The sequence below is a fragment of the Candidatus Aegiribacteria sp. genome (assembly GCA_021108005.1).
GTDB lineage: Bacteria > Fermentibacterota > Fermentibacteria > Fermentibacterales > JCC-6 > Aegiribacteria.
The window spans coordinates 1-18,240 of the sequence record JAIORS010000228.1; the positions used below are offsets into that span (position 1 = coordinate 1).

Sequence of the window (18,240 nt, forward strand, 5' to 3'; positions counted from 1 at the left end):
ACAACAGCTCACCCACCAGTACAAACCAGTTTTGTTGCACTTACGAGTTGAATCCGGGTTCTAATTGATATTCCAAAATTGTAAGGTATCCAATGCATGTCAAGGTCGCTTTAAAACGATTCCTCTAAACTGTGTAAACATCTATTTATGTATACGTATGTTTACTGATGATGTCAATGGACACTTTTCTAACTCGACAGAATCCGGCCATCACCAGTTCGAAGAAATAGCAGTCAATCTGACAACAACTCAAACACCGAAAATTGATATTTCAACACCTGACTGACTCATCAAAAGCACAAAAGTAATTCCAAGCAAAAAGGCAAATAATCCGAGTAAATAGAACAGAGAAAATCTCATTCGTCTATGGAACTGGTGATTCATTCTTCAAGAGGCTATCATTAGTAGTGTAAGCGGAACGAATTAGTACAACGAATATTAGTAATTAGCAAAAGACTGTAGCGGAATTGTGCAGGGTGTAACAAAAACGATTTTGCATTCAGCTAAGCGCAAGCGTTAAGCTGAACAAGGAGAATATGGTAGTTGAAGCGAAATGTGAAAGGAAGGTGGATCTATATGCGCTTTTATGTCATTGTTGGAGTTATCTTTGTATTATCTACAATAGCGCTGCTGTTGGTTTTTGGTTCCACTATACAAACATTAGTAAACATATTAATTGTAGTTATTGCTTTGCTTCCTATTGTAGTACGCAAATCACCGCGATTATATCTTTGGATAGCAAAGATCCGATTTACTGTTTTGAATACACCCGCCTCTTGGGATCTTAACGTTCGATTTCGAGAGATTCGTGATGTTACATCTCCTTTAAGTTTAGCGAGCAGCCTCATTCAATGGGCAGGAGACGGATCAAATATTATTTCACAGAGTGAGGACCGTGTTGTCGTACGTCTTATGAGGCGGTTTGTGATAGAGTTGTATCATCCCTCCATTCGAGAAGAGTTGCTCCCTGAAAACTTGGAGGAAAATGAAGTAGTAATATCAATACTACCTATAAATGTTGGATATCGGGATTCACGGAACTTCCTGAATCGCGAATTATTACCACTTCTTGAGGAATCCTGTAGAAAGCTGGGTGCTGGATGGGCTTCTTATGCTATGCAGATTACGCTTCCAGAAAGAAATCCTTTCTATGGGCTATATCTACAACAGTTTAACCTAGAAATGGTAAGGGACTTTAAGATAGAATTTCTAGTACCTTCGCGGACTAAGCAAAGTAGAGTTGTAGTTGCAAAGGAGCACCTTACAGTAGTATCTGACTCAATTGAGGGTTTCAGATCGGCAGTCTCAGCAGCACTTGCTTTCCGTATACCGGAGATGCTGTCATGCCAGTAGCCTATCAGATATATGCCTCCACTGATTTCCCGCTGCGCGATAGCTTCGAGACTGAGGATCAACTCAGTCTGTTGAACGATGTAGAAGAAAACATTGAGGTGACGTCTACCAGTGTCGTAATATCTTCTGCTCACTCGGTTTCCGGGTTTATCCGATATGATGTGTTCCACGAGTTTCTTGTACGCCTACAATACCTTGGACGTGCTAGAGGTCGAGAATTCCGTGAATTCGTATCACCGTACAAGTTCAGGATGTTCATTGCGGAATCAACATCAAATGGGACTTTCAGACCATTGTTGATTAGAACAAAGAAGAAAGTTGCCAGTGATTTTGTGACTAGAGTGAATAATAAAATCCCCGGATTTACTGCTCGACCTACTGTAGTTGATTTCGCATCCCTTAGGCCCAGTCTTACACTGATTAGGGGTGCATGGTTTGGTTCAATGCGTCAACGAAACATATCTGCAACTGGTGTTTTTGGGCATCAAGTAGATCAAAGTGATGAATTTAGACACGCAGAATCTATTGGTGAACTCCGAAATATTATCATTGAATTAGAAATTGACGGTGGTACTCATACAGTGATGTTGAGTATTGATGGAGGTATAGTGTTATACAATGTATATCAAAACGAAGAAGAGGAGCTAGTAATCGTCTGTGGGATTTTGTCCAACCTGCTGCAAGGATGTATTGCACCTGTTAGCTAGTGCAACTAGGAGGAAATAGATATTTTAACCAGCAGCTGCAGTGGAATTGCCTCCAGCGTACTAAAGAGCATGCTGCAGTCAAGTGAAACTGAGTGATCTATATACTAATTGCTTTGCGGAATACAGGATGAATTACGTAATTGATATTAGATTTCGATCGACTCTCGCAGTATGCTTTCAACTTCTCAAGGTTATAGCCAACTTGGTAAGAGTAATGCTCATCCTCGCCAACTAATATCCCGATAAATGCATACCAAAGTAACAAATCAGATACAGATTCAAATTCATCCTCTGCGATTTCCGCTTCCATAAGAATTAGATATAGATCTTCCTGTGAAAGTATAGAATCCTGTCCAAGAAAAGAATAAAGCAATTTTGGTTGCCTCGGATATACATCTCTTATTTCTAGTCGTACACTATTAAACATATCCTCCGCGTACGCAATTTCAGCTGTTAGAATATCATCTTCAAGAACTCTTTTATGATCTCTACTGGCAGCGATGTGTATAGCCTTTGTAACGAAATTTAATAGCGCTCTTGGTTGAAAGAAGGATCGAGTTAAGATATATCTAAATGAATCCTCTCCACCAACATGGGCATCGAATAACTTACCCCAGATGTCTCTGAATTCCCCTTCAAGTCCAGGAACATTATGAAATCTTTTATATAGTAATTCTTCAAGTAGGATTTGATCAGACCAGTCAAGATTTGCTATGGGTTCCTTTCCTCGATCAGGAGTATACTCAATGAGTAAATCCGCTATATCTTTCCGTAGAAAGACAATACTTTTAAAATCAATACCCATCGTATTTAAAGATCTTTGTAATTTTCTTGTAGCTTCTAACAGACTTCGTACTACGGCCACGTCACTTGGTGTTGCTCCTTGTAACGTCCAACCTTTGTCAATATTGTCAAATAATAGCCACAATTCACCAATAGATTTGAGTCGTTCGCCAATAAGTTTAGTTATTGTGCTTACTTCATGCTTATATATCATTTGAGTTATCTTGCCAGTGTCTATCAGGTCCTGCGAATCCTCTGGATATTCATCTATTACGCGATTAACTAATGCCATTATCCTCTCTGAAAAATCACCTTCTATAATCAAAGAATGTTTAAGATATTCTTTCTTAAACTCTTCATATCTTCTCAAGGTACCCGGATCTCTCCAAGCTTTTTCTATCTCTTTGTCAAGTAGTTTTTTTGCTATCTCAAGTAATAATAGATAATTCCAAAACGATGTAAGCGTATGAAGTTGCACCCCTTCAGACATTTGATTGGTTACAGTTTCGCGAAGTTTAGTAAAAGAGTGTCCTTCAGGCTTCAGGTCCAATGTGAAGATGCTTCTGTCATTTGCAAGATAGTGCCTAACAGTATAGAAGATGGCTGTCTTGCCTGATCCTTTTCGGCCAACAACAAGTCTAGCATGGCCAAGTTTAGCCTGTTGATACTGTGGTGTACTAACAAAGTATTGATCGAGCATTCGAATTTCATTCTCAGCTGCAGTATCTCCAAGATCTATCTGTTCGAGAAAACCTTCTACAGGTATTGTCTCTATAGTATCAAGATCAAACAGTCTTCTAGCAACAGCTCTAACAAAATTTTCAACAGCTAATGTCACTGTATTCATATTTTCATACTGGATAACTACATCTCTATAATCAATTGGTTGCCTTGTATATCCTTCTTGAAGCATAAGTATGTGTTTCCCCATGGCCATAGCCATACCACAGACAAAAGCGCAGAGTGCATTATGTGTGATAGCATCTCGTCTATTTGGATCTACCAGATGAGCAATCACTGCAAGAGATGAAGTTATTTGATGGTGAGCCTCATGCAATGATAATCGAGGAGTTTCTCGGGGATCAAAAACACGAAAACGATAAAGAGAGGATTTCTTCAATGCAGAATGCAAACGAATACTACCATCAGTATCATATGGACTCTTTAACACAAACGTAGGTTGTTTTTTATCAATTACATGTACATTTAGCTTAATTGGTTTCACATTTAGGTTGTCCAGTACGATTTTCTTAAGATTTTTGCTATTCTCAAATTCTTTGTAACCGAGAACGTCGAAAATACCTAGCTGTTCAAATAAATGCTGATCGCGCTCATAACTGGTATCTCTAACAGGTATAACGGCTTTCTGACATCCTATTGCAAAACCTAATTCAAACATTACGTTAAAATTAAGTGTGGTGATATTTGCAATAACTCGTTCGGATTGTCTTATTGCTTCACAGATCGAACAGAATACTATTTGGCCAGTAGTTTTTAACTGTTCCCAAGACATCCAACTCTGGCACGGATTAGTAATCTGAAGGTCCTTTACGGCCTCCATTATAGTATGCGCAATCAATGCTGGTTTGCTAGGATAAATGAAGAATCCTTTATGCACATTCTCAAAAGAAATTTCGAATTCGCAATTTCTTTTTGAGTACTGACAGTACATTATATTTGGATTTGTCATTTTTCTCCAATGCATTAAAGAACGGCTGAGTTGGACTATCCTATAGATAACAGAGCTGGCACTCGGACGCTAGTCTGAGCTGTCCAGCGAAGTTGAGATAGTGCCTCTGTCCAACGATTTGTTCGAGACGCGCGTAGCGCGGCGCGAACAATGACTGTACAGAAATCTGTTAAATCAAATTCCTTCTTTAACATTTATAGACTAATTGTTCTAGTATATCATTGTCAATGAGAATAACCTGACTTAAAGAGGTTTACATATGTACACTATGTACGGATGTAGTCGAGGCTTAACAGAAACTGTCAAAGCAATTAGTTCGTATGTTGAATTGAATAGAAATGCAGAGGGAAGCGCCTTGTGTAGAAGCACAGTTTCAGGTACTCCAAGATGCTTTTGAAAATACAGTCGCGGAGCAACTTAAGAAGCAACCGTGGTTCGATTTTGATGATAGAAATAATAGACATGCAAAACTGCAGTTTGCATGAATAATCCATGATGCAGCCTGCACAAATTCGGAAAAATATCGAGAGCGAGATATAAGCCGCCAGTGGCGGCGAAGAGGTGGCCGCAGGTCACAACTCCTGCGGAGTCGCTGGAAAGTGTCCAGGGACGGAGCAGCCGGAGGACGCCCCGCGCTGAACTCCACGAGCTGGAAGTGTGCGTGATGTGTGGGGCGGTCGACAGTCCCGGAGCGGAGCGGTTGGCGGAGCTTATGAGCATAGCATAAGCTGTGCAAACCGCGGAGCGGAGGTGGAGAGCAGCGCACCACAGTCGGCAGAACCTCAGCGGTGCGCTGCGGTCGTGCTTTTACCGAAATCTTCTATAAATCACTGATTCTCTCGATATTCTTGCGCAAAGAAGGTTATCACCCGATTCAAAATTCTCCGCCAGTTCACCAAATTCTCAGATTTTTCAGCACTATCAGAAAATGACTCGCGTTCCGCGAGTATTTTCCAAGGCATCGGGTATTGGATTTGCATTATTGGATCTGATTTTGATCCGAGAGAAGTGAAACCTTGGAGTCCGAATACAGTGGAGACTTCTGAGTCTGGTAGAATCGGTATAAAGGCTGATGATGAGCTATTCGAGGGGAGTCCGGCGCTGAGTGGCTTGTCTTTCTTTGCGCACAATCCCCCAGAGTCCACGAGTGGGGACATCTGTCCCCGACTGGTTTTGCGCTGTCCATCCGCAATCTGTAATCCAGAGTTTAGAGAGCTAATCGAAGAAAGTGGGGCAAAGAGCAGCGCTCTTTTGTTAAGAGGTTGTGAAATAGGGTATACATATGTATACTATCTATCATGAGATAGAACATAGAAGATAGAGTACTTGAAATCTTCAGAAACAAGAAGGGAGCATTGTGAAATATTATCTCTATGCGAGAAAATCATCAGACAGCGAAGAACGGCAGATGCTCTCGATTGATGCGCAGCTGTCTGAACTTAGAGAATTTGCCCGGAAAGAACGTCTTACCATTGAGCAGGAGTTCATCGAAACACAAACCGCTAAGGATCCTGGTCGACCGGTATTCAATGCCATGATGGAGTCAATCGAATCCGGTGAAGTAACCGGTATTATTGCCTGGCATCCTGACCGTTTGGCTCGTAACTCGATTGACGGCGGTAGAATCATATACGCATTGGATACCGGCAAATTGAAGTCCTTGAAATTTCCGACATTCTGGTTTGAGGATACTCCCCAGGGCAAATTCATGCTTCAGATCGCTTTCGGACAATCCAAGTACTACGTGGACAATCTTTCCGAAAATGTGCGGCGTGGACTACGGGAAAAGGTCAGGCGCGGGGAGTATCCCGGCTGGGCTCCCGTTGGATACCTGAACAACAGACAGAAACACTGTATTGATATTGATGAGGTAAAAGCTCCCCTAGTTGAGAAGTTATTTCAGGTATACGCAACAGGGAAGTATACGCCTTCAGAGGTGCGAAAGATGTCCATCGATTGGGGACTTAACAGCCAGAGCGGCAAGCCGATTGCTCTGAGCAAGATCCCCTTCATACTCAGGAATCCTTTTTACATTGGATTGTTCCGGTACAAGGGTGAGATCCACGAAGGGAAACATGAAGCCATAGTTTCCAGCGAATTGTTCGGAAAGGTTCAGAAAGTTCTCAAACGGAACTCTCGGGGTGGTTACCGAAAAGATGAGCGTTTTCCGTTTCGAAGGCTTATCACATGCGGACATTGCGGCTGCGCTATTACCGCAGGCACCCAGAAAAAGCACAATTACTACCATTGCGGGAAGCGGCGCGGTCCATGCAGCCTTAAAACAATTCGCGAGGAAGCTCTGACTTCCCTTCTGCGCCAGAGTGTTCTCCGTGTTTCCCTCTCGGATCATTGTACCGAATGGATGTATTCACAGATCGATGAACTGATGCATCAAGAGATGGAGCAAGCACAGGATATTATCAGTTCAAAGAAGCATCGACTTGCCGATCTGCAATCGAAGATCGAGCGCCTTCTCGACATCTACCTGGACGGTTCCCTTACTCGCGACGAATACACCGCTCGCAAGGAACAGTATGTACTCGAGAAGATAACTCTCTCTTCTAAGATTGCAGAATATGAAGCGGGAGAAGCTTCGCGGTTTAAACCTGCACGGGATTTCATAAGTGCTTCCAATGAAGCAGGTTCAACCGCCTGGACTGAGAATCTTGAGGATCTGAAAGATTTCCACAAAAGTATCGGTTCAAACCTCAGACTTGTCTCCCCACTTTCTTCGATTAGCTCTCTAAACTCTGGATTACAGATTGCGGATGGACAGCGCAAAACCAGTCGGGGACAGATGTCCCCACTCGTGGACTCTGGGGGATTGAGCTCAAAGAAAGACAGCTCATCAGCCTTTATACCGATGTTTCCGGACTCAGAAGCCTCTTCTGCAATTGGACTCAAGAGTTTCAACTCTCTCGGATCGAAGACGAATCCAGTTTTGCAGATTGAATATCCTATGCCTTGGAAGATACTCGCGGAACGCGAGTCATTTTCTGAAGATTCGGAGATTTCCGGAAATTTTGTAAACTGGCGGAGGGGGTGGGATTCGAACCCACGGACTCCACATAGGGAGTCAACGGTTTTCGAGACCGTCCCGTTCAACCGCTCCGGCACCCCTCCACGGGACGTGAATATGCCTTGAGGAAGTGATTTCAGCAAGTGGGTCCGATATCAGGAATTTACATCTGGAACAAAATAACCTATTGTTTTTATATGAATATACGTTGCTGACATCAAACTCCTGCAAAGTTATAGTTCCGTAAATCCATAAATTCTGAAGGAGAAGTCAATTGAATAATCCAGGCGTGCCCTTTGCCATTTTAGCAGTAACATTGCTTATGGCTTCCTGTCTGCCTGAGGACCAGGTGCCGGGCTCCGGTCCGGATTTAACCACGGAACTGCAGGTGGATACCGGTTATACCTATGGAGAAATTGTAGAAGGCGAAACATCCACATTTACATTAAGCTGGAACGCGGCAGACGATGCCGAGTGGTACGATATCAGAATATCACCGCATCCCATTAACGATTCCAATTGGGGTACCGCATTGAGAATAGACTCAGTTCCCGCCGGTGACAGTACCAATATTGTTGCACATGTGCAGGTGCAACCTGAAGTTTTTGAGAATACATGCATATCGTGCGGTCTTTGCGTTGAAGCCTGCCCTCAGAACGCAATGAGTCTGATTGAAGGCAAGGCTGTTATTGACCTTAGCAGATGCACAGCCTGCGGAGAGTGTGTAAAAGTATGTCCTGTCAACGCTATTACTGACAGCCGCTTCGATCAGGCATACTACTTTGCCATCAGAGCCATGGGCTCTGGGAATACACAGTCTGAAGTAGTTTCCACTTCAGGTAGTTACAGGCTAAGATACGCGAACAGGGAAAACTGGTGCGGTGACTGTGCTTACAATTGTTACATACTGTTGGATTCATGCGGACCCGGCTGTCCAGTTGACGCTATCTGGTACACACCGGACTGGAATACCCCCGGGGAGGATTCCGGTCTTGTACATATCGATTATGACCGTTGTATAAATTGCGGCCAGTGCTTTATTCAGTGCCATGAGTACGGGCTCTGGTCAATAATGAAAGAGGTGGTGGAGGAATGAAAGTACTGATTCCGGCGATTCTTCTGATAACGGTGTCCATGGCTGCCGGTTCCCTTTCCTATTCGCAGGATGCCGGAGGAAGTGTTATACAGTGGGACCCGATTGAATCCACCTATGAATCTCTTATTATCCGCTGTTCGGAGACAGTGTACGAAACGGAGGATTCTGATTGGGGAGTGATTCTTGCTACAGTATATCCTGACTCCAGCGGAGACTTTCCTGTTTCGGTTCAAATTCCGGGAGCTTTCGTTGTTGATCCTGAGAAATGCATTGCATGTGGTATATGCATAAATCAATGTCCTACGGACGCTATAACAGTAGATACGGACGGAAAAGCTGTAATCAATGCTGATCTGTGCATAGCCTGCGGAATATGCGTGAACGTATGTCCGGTGGATGCTATTTTTTCTCCATCATCGGATTTGCAGTACGGCCTGTTCGGGGTGAATGGGGAAGGTATAGAGGTGTTCATCCAGGGATCAGTTCAATGAACCGAAAAGCGATACTTGTATTAACTGTCGTACTTATTCTTGCAACGGTAGTATTTGCCGACACCTTCTTCAGGGTTGACCGTTCCGCATGTACTGGATGCGGAGACTGCGTTGAAGTATGCCCTGTGGAGGCAATAGAAATAATCGACGGGAAGTCTCACATTGATCCGGAAAAATGCATAGGCTGCGGGTTCTGTCAGGGGGTATGCAGCTATGATGCGATACGTTAAAGTATTCGTCGCAGTTGCAACTGCGTTAGTTCTGTTCATTTCCTGCGAGGGGCCTGTGGAAAGCACTCAGCTTATTGTTAATACCGATGACTGCACCGGGTGCGGCAAATGCGTGGAAGTCTGTCCTTACAATGCAATCGAAGTTATCGATGGTGATGCGGTTATCGATCCCTCACTGTGTCATTTCTGCTACAGATGCGTTGAGGAATGTCCGGAAGGAGCGATATACTGATGAAAGCCACAATATTGCTTGTTCTTTTTCTTCTTCCGGCACTGGCGATGGCTGTTTCTATTGATGGATGGATGAATATCCAGACAGGAGGGGACAGCCTTTCTCTCCAAAAAGGCGGGTTTGATCTTGGGGGCTTGCTCGAAGGAGGTAGCTGGAGCCTTGTAATCCACGAAAGGTATTCCCATGAAGACAGTACCGGCATTGTTCCCAGGGTACTGAATTCGTACAGCAGGACAGATGTAGACTTTAACATTGAAGCCGGGCCTGTAACTATAAATCCTGATGTTTGCTGGACTGTTGATCTTGGAAACAACAAACCGGAAATGGTTCTTCCCATTCAGGCTGGAGTTGCTTACAGAGAGGGTTTCGTAAGACCAGGCCTTTCCCTTGAAGCGAATCTTTTCGAGGTTGGTCATCTTTTCGCAAGAGGTTTGTACTGGAACAGGGATCTGAGGCTGCCTGGACTGAAACTCGCATTAGTGCCGGACAGTCCTACAAAATATCGGGGTTTACATTAAGCATGTCAGGTTTGTACCATCAGACGAATTCCGATTTAATTGATTACGAATCAACTTGGGGCAGGTTAGATATTGCACTTTACACTGTGCCTCAATCACTTCCTTCAAACATGTTCATCAGTGGTGATGTGACATATTCCTTTTACGACGGCTCTGATTTCAATAATCATGATATTGCGGACAGGCTTACATCAAGGGTCAGGTTGGTTCAGATGGTCATTCCATCGGTATCGGTAAATACAACCTTTGAGTCGGTCATAGATTTCGATGATGGCATAACAAGAGCAGCATGCACCTCATTTGAATCCCGAATAGTCTACAGGTTTTTGAGGAACCGTGAAATTCCCTCCGCTGTAGTGATATCCGGAAAACTCTCCAGATCATCGATAAGAACTGAGCGTGCGGGGATTTTCTCAAGGATCAACCTTTACAGAGGTCTTTCCCTTCTAATTGACGCTGAAGCTCGTGTTACTCCGACATCGGTCGCGGGTGCTGGTCATGACAGAAAAAGGTATATCTTCGGTCCGGGGCTTGAGTATCAGTTTGGAACTGCCGCACGGATATGGGGCATAGTGGAACAGGAAAGAACCAACCTTGCGAAGAACGAAAACTGGTGGCGTCTGCGGGCAGGGCTCGAGTTCTATCCGGGTTCTTTCAATTTTTGACAGGCTCTTTGAAAAAGAACAATTCCGATTTGCAGGGACATTGCACAATGTCCCTGTGAAATATTTCACTGAGAGGGAAGTTATTTGTTTGATAGTTTAGGTGCCGGGCTGACCCTGGGGCTTGCCACTGGAACCGCCTGTCTCGCTACATGCGGCCCCATATACGTTTCATATTTAATGGGCGAGAAACGAACAGGGCTTCAATCCCTGTGGGTGATTCTTAAGCTTAATGGCGGCAGGTTCATATCGTACGCCATATTCGGTGCCCTGGTGGGGATGCTTGGAGGAGCGATACCGGCCACGGTACGGATACCTCTCACCTATGCGGGATATATACTGTTTGCCCTCTATCTGCTTTTATCCGTCGTACGGATTCGCAAGACATGCACAGGTTGCCATGCCGGGAAGGTGCTGAAGGTCACCAGTAGTCCTTTTCTGCTTGGTGTTCTTACAGGCTTTTCTGTATGTCCGGCCTTCCTGATAGCGGTAACGGTAGCCTTTGAAACCAGCGGCCCTTTCAGCGGCATGATGCTCTTCATCGGGTTTTTTATAGGAACTACTGCCTATATGCTGCCGTTTGCCCTGTTCGGGATTCTTACAATGAAGGGCTGGATCACGAAGGCCGCCCGTATGATAGCGGTAGTGGTAGCGATCTATTTCGGAGCCATGGGAGTTAGGGGCCTTGTAACCTGGATTACACAGCCCTCTCTTAGATATCATTACAGCCAGGATGCTGTAAAAACATCTGAAATAGCAGAATCTGACAGAGATTCCATCTTTTCCATAGAGGATGCGGATACGCTGTACATTGTATCCTTCTCAAATGATGAGGATGATATGGGAAATCAGCTTGCAGAAGATATAGTGATGGATGGGCTGCCTCCAATTAAAGTAGTGGCGGCAACCGAAGCCAGCTGGCGGGAAACAGTGACCACAATTCCAGGGTTTTCCGCTGTGATAGTTCCGCATTGGGTTGACGACAGGTCCGGAGCCGGAACGGCGCGATGGCAGGAAGCCTTTGCTGAATACCTGGAGGATACGCACATGAGAACCTTTGCAGTGGAATATCAGCCTTACTGTGCTGACAGGGTAAGAGGGATTCAGTCGTTTCTGGGAAGGTACAGTTTCAGGTGTCATCCTGACTCCGGGTTTGTATTCCTGATGATGAATCCTCTGACATGTGCTCCTTCGGAGTGTTCAACCTGTGATATTCCTCATTAGATTAGCAATGTTGCGATATTTGATACTTGATGTTTAAGGAGCAGATATGTCAGACAAAGCTTCGTGCGGTTATTCGGGCCCAAAGGTTAAATCCGATTGTAGAATCTCCTACGAAATAAGTGATACTGAGCTACATATCGTAATAAACGGAGAAAAATCCTCCAGGATCCTTGAGGATTCGGTTCGGGAGACTGCGGATCGAATGGGCATTTCCAGAGGAAGTGTTGAAATTGATAACAACGGAGCGGCTCCATTCGTTGCGGCAGCGCGATTTGAGGCCGCGGCCAGAAAAGTGCTCGGAAACGATTTTTTACCTCTTCCTCCTGCGGTGGATATAGAACCTTCTGGAAGGAACATTCCAAGACGATCAAGGCTCTACGTCCCTGGAAACAGGCCAAGATTCATGGAAAAAGCTCTGTCTTCAGGAGCGGACGGTGTGATATTGGACCTTGAGGACAGCGTATCACCCGACAGAAAATTCGAAGCAAGAATAATGGTCGCGCATGCACTGGCGAACCTTGATTTCGGCGGAATGGAAGTGATGGTCCGTATTAATCAGGGAGAACTCGCTGTTGATGATCTCGACTGGATTGTACCACAGCCGGTTCAGCATATACTCATTCCAAAGGTTGAACTGGCCGATCAGGTTTCCGTAGTCAGGGATATTGTGGAGAAAGTCTCCGAACTCTGCGGTCGGGAATCCGTAATTTGGCTCATGCCGATAATAGAAAGTCCCCTGGGGGTGTTCAATGCCCTTGAAATTGCCGGGTCAACCCCCGAAGAATCGGCAGCCCTTACTCTCGGCCTGCAGGATCTTTCCGCTGAGATGGGAGTTACTCCCACAGCCAGAGGAACGGAGAGCTTCACCGCCAGAAGCCTTATCGTACTTGCGGCGAGAGCCGCGGGGCTTCAGCCCATAGATACAGTCTATGCGGACGTGAAGAACGATGAAGGGCTCAGGGAGTCGGTAAAACGGGCAAAAGAGCTTGGTTTTGTAGGAAAGGGATGCATTCATCCGCAGCAGGTACCAATAATTAATGAGGCTTTTCTACCTGACAAAGCATCTCTGAATAAAGCCAGGAGGATAGTTCTGGCAATGGAACAGGCTGCCTCTGAAGGGTTGGGAGCTATTGCGCTTGGCTCGAAAATGATCGACCCTCCGGTAGCAAAGCAAGCTCAGGTAGTTGTAGATAATGCCATCAGATTGGGTTTGATCTCGGTTAACTGGCAGGAAGAGGAGAGGGAATGATGCTTTGTCCAAAATGCCATGATATAGAGTTGAAAGCTTCGGAGCTTCAGGGAGTCAGAATCGATACCTGTCCTGCCTGCGGAGGAAGCTGGTTTGACAGGAATGAACTCAGGCAGGCAAGGAATAAGGCAGACAGCGACCTTGCCTGGATGGAGATCAATCTCTGGAAGGATACCGAAGGGTTTCATGTGACAAGGGAATCTGTACGATGTCCCTCGTGCGGAGAGATGATGGCCTCTGTGGGGTATGCTGATACGGGGGTTCAGATTGATTACTGCAGAGAATGTGGTGGAATCTGGCTGGACAGCGGAGAGTTTTCCACGATTATAAAGGTGCTTGAGCATGATATCGACAACATGACAGCTTCGGATTTCCTTAAGGAAAGCATACGGGAAGCCGAAGAACTGATAGGTACCAGCGAAAAATTCGGTGAGGAATGGAAGCACTTCAAAACAGTTATAAAACTACTTGAGTATCGTGTATTTGCTGAACACAGAACCCTTGCCCGTATCATAGAGAACTTCAGGAGCCCCTTCGCCTGATTTAATTCACGTGTGCCCGGATGCTGAACGTCAAAGGCAGCTTGTTCGTCCTTTCCGGCAGCCACCCAAAGCTGTCATCACTTCATTTCACTGCTTCCTTTGGAGCTTGCCAGGAGATCGCTGACTATCGGCAGCAGAATTATAAGCAGCCAGCCGAAGATGAATTCCTGTGATCTGAGGCTGAAACTGCCGTAGGGAACCACTCGTTGTTGAATCTCGCTGAATATCATCCAGAGTATTCCCATCGGAATTATCCACCGTATACAGATATTCCACCAGAGGCCTATGTTGAAGCTAGAATTGCTGTTGATATACTGCCTCTGTTCATCTGCCCCGGTTCCCCAGCCGATTATAAGAACCTCACCCAGCACTACCAGTGTAAGGCCGAAGCTGTTCATGAAATGATCGGCTATATCGAGGATATGGATACCCATGCCGGTAAGCATAGGAAGCCCCAGCAGGAAAGCAAGACCGCCGACTATCAGGTTGGCTTTCTTATGCGATGTGTTCCATTTGTCCTTCACAGAAGCAGTGACAGCTTCCAGCAGGCTGAAGGCTGAATCCACCGCCAGTGTCAGAAGCATAAGGAAGAACAGAACTCCAAAGATTCTTGCTGCCGGAAGGGTGGTGATGATGTGAGGATAGGCCACAAAAGCAAGGCCAGGCCCCGATGACACCACCTGCGAAACAGGCACACCAAGTGATGAAGCGTGATGCCCGAGAGCGGAAAATACGGCAAGCCCCCCAAAAAAAGCGGTAAGCGCGTCAGCAATACCAATGATCATAGCGTTTGCGGCAATGTTGGTTTTCTTAGGGAGGAAGCTTCCGTAAGCTATCATTATGGCAAAGCCAACGCTGAGGCTGAAGAATACCTGGGAAATAGCCGCAAGCCATAGCTTCGAGTTCATCAAATTCGACCAGACCGGGGTCAGGTAGAACCTGATTCCCGTGCCTGCCCCCGGCAGGGTCAGCCCGCGGATTACGAAAAGGAGCAGAAGACACCAGGGAATCAGAACGGTAAAATACACCACCTTGCTTACAGTTTTGGTGCCCTTCCAGACCGAAGCCACTATCCATATCCAGGCCAAGGTGAATCCTATGAAGAGCGGCCATTTGAAATCACCCATATCCCATGGGCTGGAAGTCACTCCAAGAAAATCATTGAAGAAGAAATCTCCCGGCGAACCCATGAAAGTATTTGCGTCGCCTACACTGTTGAATCCATAGAGATGTCCCCCGAAGGCCACGAGGATTGTTCCGAATCCTTCAGGATCTGCAGGATCAGCACATATAATGCCTTGATCAGCTGAAACAGGAGATGTAAAGGTTCTTCCCAGAAGGGAATCAGGGACATCGGTAAGTACAGCCATATCTTCAATATCCGTTTCAGTTATGGCGTACTGGACATCGGCGTATAAGCCTTCCTCCTGTTCCCACCCAAGAGTGGCGGCTTCGTAGGTGTAGTTTACGCTCCATGCCATGATAATGGCGTAGTAGGTGACGATGATGAATCCTACACCTGCCGCGAACCAACCGAACCACTCCAGCCTCGGGCTGATCCTTTTGAAGGAGCCGGGCGCAGCCTGATGAAATTTATGGCCGATGCTGAATTCAAGCATCAGCAGCGGAATACCCGCAAGGAAAAGACAGATGAAATACGCTACAAGAAATGCACCGCCACCGTTTTCATATGTGACGTATGGAAAACGCCAGATATTGCCAAGGCCGATGGCAGAACCTATGGCAGCAAGGACAAATGCAGTCCTGCTGTTCCAGGTTTCTCTAATTCCAGCCACTACTCTCCCCTTTTCCTATTTTACGATAGCTTTTACCAACAGTGATTATCTGCACAGTGAAGAGGGGTCAGGTCAAGGGGCTGCCGGTTTCTTACTTCCATCGTTTCGTGTTGCGGAAGGATGTTTATGCGTTAAGCGCTTCCAAAGCTCGATTCTGCTGAGAAAACTGAGAATGGCGCCGTAGAAGCATAGATACTTGCAGAAAATCCTGGGAAAAAACACCAGAAGACTCATTGCGACAATTGCGCCGGTGAAGGATCCAATCATGAAGAAAGAGAAAAACGTATGAAACGGATCGTATCTGCAGAAAAACGCTACCGACTTGAAACTCTCGAACTGGCCGCTGCTTGCAAGAATAATGAGACCAAAGAACAGTAGCGCAAGAAGGTATCTGAGACCCGATAGGACAGAATGAACTTTGCTGGAGAATTTAGGTGGTCTCGGGACATGAAGTTTTCCCAGAAGATCCTGAAGAGCTCCGAAAGGACAGACCCAACCACAGTAAATCCTGCCGAAAAAAGCACTCCACAGCATCGGCAGAATAAGAACGGCTATCCCCAGCCCCCCCAGGAAGACCAAACCACCGGGAAGCATCGCGTACTGGATTACGCCCAGAGGACAGAAGCACCCCTGAACCAGAAAACCGAGTACAAGAAGTGATGATATTTGAACCGAAATATGGGCTATTTTGCGTTTTCGCCTGTCTTCTTTCCTCCTTCCTCTCAAGCGTTTTTTCAGAATAGTAGCTGTTGGAAGCAGAACAGCGGTAGCGAAGAGAACGATAAGAGTTCTTCTCATACCTCCACCGGACGGGTTCACACAGCCTTGCAGACCCATGTAGTGGGGGCAAAGCGCGTTGTCAGATGACGGGCAGGCAGCTTCCGGCGGAAGTCCCACCGGACATCCGCTTGCGAGAGGTATAAGACTGTACGTCATACCGGAGACATGTACGTTGACAGCTGAAGTAGAGTCCGACAGCATTCCCGGATTATCACAGTACGAATCAGAATTAGCATCGGTGAACAGAGCGCAGGAAGGATTTTCAGAAAGACAGGCTTCCTCCGGTAAGTATCCAAGGGGGCAGGATAATACAGAAGTGCTTACTGTCTCTATAGTCACAGTGTCGACGGATACCGAGTCCCGGGAGATCTCGATCTGAATCTCCTCGGTGACAATCGAAGAGTCTGTGAAGTTTTCCGCGATCTCCCATACGATGTGTGATAGTTCAGCATTTCTTTCATGTCCTGGATAAATGCAGAAAAGATCACCCTCAGCATCAGAAAGGATTGTTACCTGGTTACCTTCGGATAAGTATTCCGGGCCTGGGGCGTATGCATCAGCTGGTTCGGCTGCGGGAGATTCAATTTCAATGGCTTCCTCCTGCGAAACAGTGTCATTCGGTGAAGGCATTTCATCCACTGTATTCTCAGGAAGACTGTCAGTGACAGAAACTGGTTCCATATCAAGGCTGTCCGGAACAGTCTCGGACGAGTCGGAGGGAGAACCTTCTTCTGACGGGTCATAATCAGCTGAAGGTTGAGGTCCGGGGTTATCGCAAAGACCGTCTCCATTCTCATCAGTAAAAAGAGCGCATGAAGGGTTTTCGGACGGACAGGCTTCATCCGGTGGGAAACCAAGGGGACAGGATGCCAGCAGAATTGAACAAAGCGTGAGAATAAGAACACCGGAGGATTTCATCTATATCGTCTTTCCAAAGCCGTGATTAGTATAGAAAGATATTCGATAAATAATAGAGAAACCGGTCGCCGCAGCCAAGGGGCGACCGGAAATGAAGTCATCGTTACATGAAAAGTGCTTTAATCCGGGCAAAGGTTGAATTCGTCAGGGATAGAGTTCCGTTTAGACGCAAATTTGGAACCTCAACTTTGGGAAAAAGAGCTGCCGAGGAACCGTAACGCCCGAAGATACATCTGTTGGCTCCCCCATCCCAGTGCCATGAATAAAGAGCATCACTGCCGGCTGCAGACGACCATTCGATTTCGATCAATAGATTATCCTGTCCGTTGTACCAGAAAGGAGTATCAAACACGATGTCAAACCACTCGTTGGGATTCACGGAAGGAGTAGTATACAACGATGAACTCAATACAAGAATCTTTGTGCCGGTTATATAGTTATCATCGAAGTTCAGCCCCAGCTGATTGCTGCTGCATAGGCCCATGTAGATTTTCAAATCGTTATAGGAACCCTGAGGCTCTCCCCCAACACTTCTTTTCCATGAGAAGCTCTCTATCTCTATAGCGTCTCCTATTTCGCTTGCGAGTACTACCACCTGGTAGCGGGCATCAGGTTCTCAAGTGCCGCACCATGGATGGTTTGATGGTATCGATGCAGACCCGATTTCAATAGTGCTTGCAAGCCCAATACTCATCAGGCCTATAAGAATTATTCCTGTCAGTTTCAATTTGAACTCCTGTCTTCTACCCCTAATGAATTGTTCACACTTTATCATACTATACAAATATACCTGTGAATTGTTCCGGGTAAACATCTTCTGAAACAGACAACCTTGACATCTGCCCTGAATCTCAGATATTCCACACCCTACTCTGTGTGGTCCGGTAGTTCAATTGGCTAGAGCACCGGCCTGTCACGCCGGAAGTTGCGAGTTCGAGTCTCGTCCGGAC

Annotated in this window: 15 protein-coding genes, 1 tRNA gene and 2 pseudogenes; 13 read left to right on the forward strand and 5 right to left on the reverse strand. The window is 45.9% G+C overall.

Features of this window, described 5'->3' with window-relative positions; translation table 11 throughout:
- Positions 1-924: 924 nt before the first annotated feature.
- Both K8S15_14590 and K8S15_14595 read left to right on the forward strand, forming a co-directional pair.
- Positions 925-1,353, forward strand: a complete 429-nt coding sequence (locus K8S15_14590; protein MCD4777263.1) for a hypothetical protein — start codon at positions 925-927, stop codon at positions 1,351-1,353.
- Positions 1,344-2,060 carry a hypothetical protein gene (locus K8S15_14595; protein ID MCD4777264.1) on the forward strand — a complete coding sequence of 239 codons (717 nt, stop codon included), beginning with the start codon at positions 1,344-1,346 and terminating at the stop codon, positions 2,058-2,060. Before K8S15_14590 ends, K8S15_14595 begins: the two co-directional genes overlap by 10 nt.
- 97 nt (positions 2,061-2,157) lie before the next feature.
- On the opposite strand, the gene K8S15_14600 is transcribed toward K8S15_14595, so the two are convergent.
- The gene (locus tag K8S15_14600) at positions 2,158-4,533 is read right to left on the reverse strand and encodes a hypothetical protein (protein ID MCD4777265.1); all 2,376 of its coding nucleotides are present in this window, start codon (positions 4,531-4,533) and stop codon (positions 2,158-2,160) included.
- Positions 4,534-5,887: 1,354 nt separating this feature from the next.
- Between K8S15_14600 and K8S15_14605 the strand changes: the two are divergent.
- Positions 5,888-6,337: pseudogene (locus tag K8S15_14605) on the forward strand (recombinase family protein).
- Positions 6,338-6,565: 228 nt separating this feature from the next.
- Positions 6,566-6,841: pseudogene (locus K8S15_14610) on the forward strand (recombinase family protein).
- 723 nt (positions 6,842-7,564) lie between these two features.
- On the opposite strand, the gene K8S15_14615 reads toward K8S15_14610, so the two are convergent.
- Positions 7,565-7,656, reverse strand: a tRNA-Ser gene (locus K8S15_14615).
- 170 nt (positions 7,657-7,826) lie between these two features.
- Between K8S15_14615 and K8S15_14620 the strand changes: the two genes are divergently transcribed.
- The 9 genes from K8S15_14620 to K8S15_14660 all read left to right on the forward strand — a co-directional run bounded on the left by K8S15_14620 (position 7,827) and on the right by K8S15_14660 (position 13,796).
- On the forward strand, positions 7,827-8,648 hold the full coding sequence (locus K8S15_14620; protein ID MCD4777266.1) for a 4Fe-4S binding protein: 822 nt from the start codon (positions 7,827-7,829) through the stop codon (positions 8,646-8,648).
- Between the two features lie 38 nt (positions 8,649-8,686).
- Entirely contained in the window at positions 8,687-9,139 is a 453-nt protein-coding gene (locus K8S15_14625) for a 4Fe-4S binding protein (protein ID MCD4777267.1), read from the forward strand.
- Complete coding sequence (locus K8S15_14630; GenBank protein MCD4777268.1) at positions 9,022-9,369, forward strand: 4Fe-4S binding protein; 348 nt, start codon at positions 9,022-9,024, stop codon at positions 9,367-9,369. The genes K8S15_14625 and K8S15_14630 overlap by 118 nt, the downstream gene beginning before the upstream one ends.
- Complete coding sequence (locus K8S15_14635) at positions 9,356-9,601, forward strand: 4Fe-4S binding protein (protein ID MCD4777269.1); 246 nt, start codon at positions 9,356-9,358, stop codon at positions 9,599-9,601. The genes K8S15_14630 and K8S15_14635 overlap by 14 nt, the downstream gene beginning before the upstream one ends.
- Complete coding sequence (locus tag K8S15_14640) at positions 9,601-10,119, forward strand: hypothetical protein (GenBank protein MCD4777270.1); 519 nt, start codon at positions 9,601-9,603, stop codon at positions 10,117-10,119. Before K8S15_14635 ends, K8S15_14640 begins: the two co-directional genes overlap by 1 nt.
- Positions 10,120-10,121: 2 nt before the next feature.
- Positions 10,122-10,784: a hypothetical protein gene (locus K8S15_14645; protein MCD4777271.1), complete on the forward strand. Its 663-nt coding sequence runs from the start codon at positions 10,122-10,124 to the stop codon at positions 10,782-10,784.
- An 84-nt stretch (positions 10,785-10,868) separates the two neighbouring features.
- Positions 10,869-12,005 carry a sulfite exporter TauE/SafE family protein gene (locus K8S15_14650; GenBank protein ID MCD4777272.1) on the forward strand — a complete coding sequence of 379 codons (1,137 nt, stop codon included), beginning with the start codon at positions 10,869-10,871 and terminating at the stop codon, positions 12,003-12,005.
- A 46-nt stretch (positions 12,006-12,051) separates the two neighbouring features.
- Entirely contained in the window at positions 12,052-13,254 is a 1,203-nt protein-coding gene (locus tag K8S15_14655) for a CoA ester lyase (GenBank protein ID MCD4777273.1), read from the forward strand.
- Positions 13,251-13,796, forward strand: coding sequence for a zf-TFIIB domain-containing protein (locus K8S15_14660; protein ID MCD4777274.1), 546 nt, complete (start codon positions 13,251-13,253; stop codon positions 13,794-13,796). The genes K8S15_14655 and K8S15_14660 overlap by 4 nt, the downstream gene beginning before the upstream one ends.
- 77 nt (positions 13,797-13,873) lie before the next feature.
- Here K8S15_14660 and K8S15_14665 read toward each other — a convergent pair whose 3' ends face one another.
- The 3 genes from K8S15_14665 to K8S15_14675 all read right to left on the reverse strand — a co-directional run bounded on the left by K8S15_14665 (position 13,874) and on the right by K8S15_14675 (position 17,885).
- Complete coding sequence (locus K8S15_14665; GenBank protein ID MCD4777275.1) at positions 13,874-15,592, reverse strand: sodium-dependent transporter; 1,719 nt, start codon at positions 15,590-15,592, stop codon at positions 13,874-13,876.
- Between the two features lie 72 nt (positions 15,593-15,664).
- Positions 15,665-17,290, reverse strand: coding sequence for a 4Fe-4S binding protein (locus K8S15_14670; GenBank protein MCD4777276.1), 1,626 nt, complete (start codon positions 17,288-17,290; stop codon positions 15,665-15,667).
- A gap of 103 nt (positions 17,291-17,393) precedes the next feature.
- Positions 17,394-17,885: a hypothetical protein gene (locus K8S15_14675; GenBank protein MCD4777277.1), complete on the reverse strand. Its 492-nt coding sequence runs from the start codon at positions 17,883-17,885 to the stop codon at positions 17,394-17,396.
- Positions 17,886-18,240 lie beyond the last annotated feature (355 nt).

Excerpts from the sequence above, each read along its gene's own strand:
- K8S15_14595 (MCD4777264.1), top strand. The coding sequence starts at position 1,344 with ATGCCAGTAGCCTATCAGATATATGCCTCCACTGATTTCCCGCTGCGC.
- K8S15_14600 (MCD4777265.1), bottom strand. The coding sequence starts at position 4,533 with ATGACAAATCCAAATATAATGTACTGTCAGTACTCAAAAAGAAATTGC.
- K8S15_14655 (MCD4777273.1), top strand. The coding sequence starts at position 12,052 with ATGTCAGACAAAGCTTCGTGCGGTTATTCGGGCCCAAAGGTTAAATCC.
- K8S15_14670 (MCD4777276.1), bottom strand. The coding sequence starts at position 17,290 with ATGAAATCCTCCGGTGTTCTTATTCTCACGCTTTGTTCAATTCTGCTG.
- K8S15_14660 (MCD4777274.1), top strand. The coding sequence starts at position 13,251 with ATGATGCTTTGTCCAAAATGCCATGATATAGAGTTGAAAGCTTCGGAG.
- K8S15_14625 (MCD4777267.1), top strand. The coding sequence starts at position 8,687 with ATGGCTGCCGGTTCCCTTTCCTATTCGCAGGATGCCGGAGGAAGTGTT.
- K8S15_14645 (MCD4777271.1), top strand. The coding sequence starts at position 10,122 with ATGTCAGGTTTGTACCATCAGACGAATTCCGATTTAATTGATTACGAA.
- K8S15_14630 (MCD4777268.1), top strand. The coding sequence starts at position 9,022 with ATGCGTGAACGTATGTCCGGTGGATGCTATTTTTTCTCCATCATCGGA.
- K8S15_14635 (MCD4777269.1), top strand. The coding sequence starts at position 9,356 with ATGCGATACGTTAAAGTATTCGTCGCAGTTGCAACTGCGTTAGTTCTG.
- K8S15_14640 (MCD4777270.1), top strand. The coding sequence starts at position 9,601 with ATGAAAGCCACAATATTGCTTGTTCTTTTTCTTCTTCCGGCACTGGCG.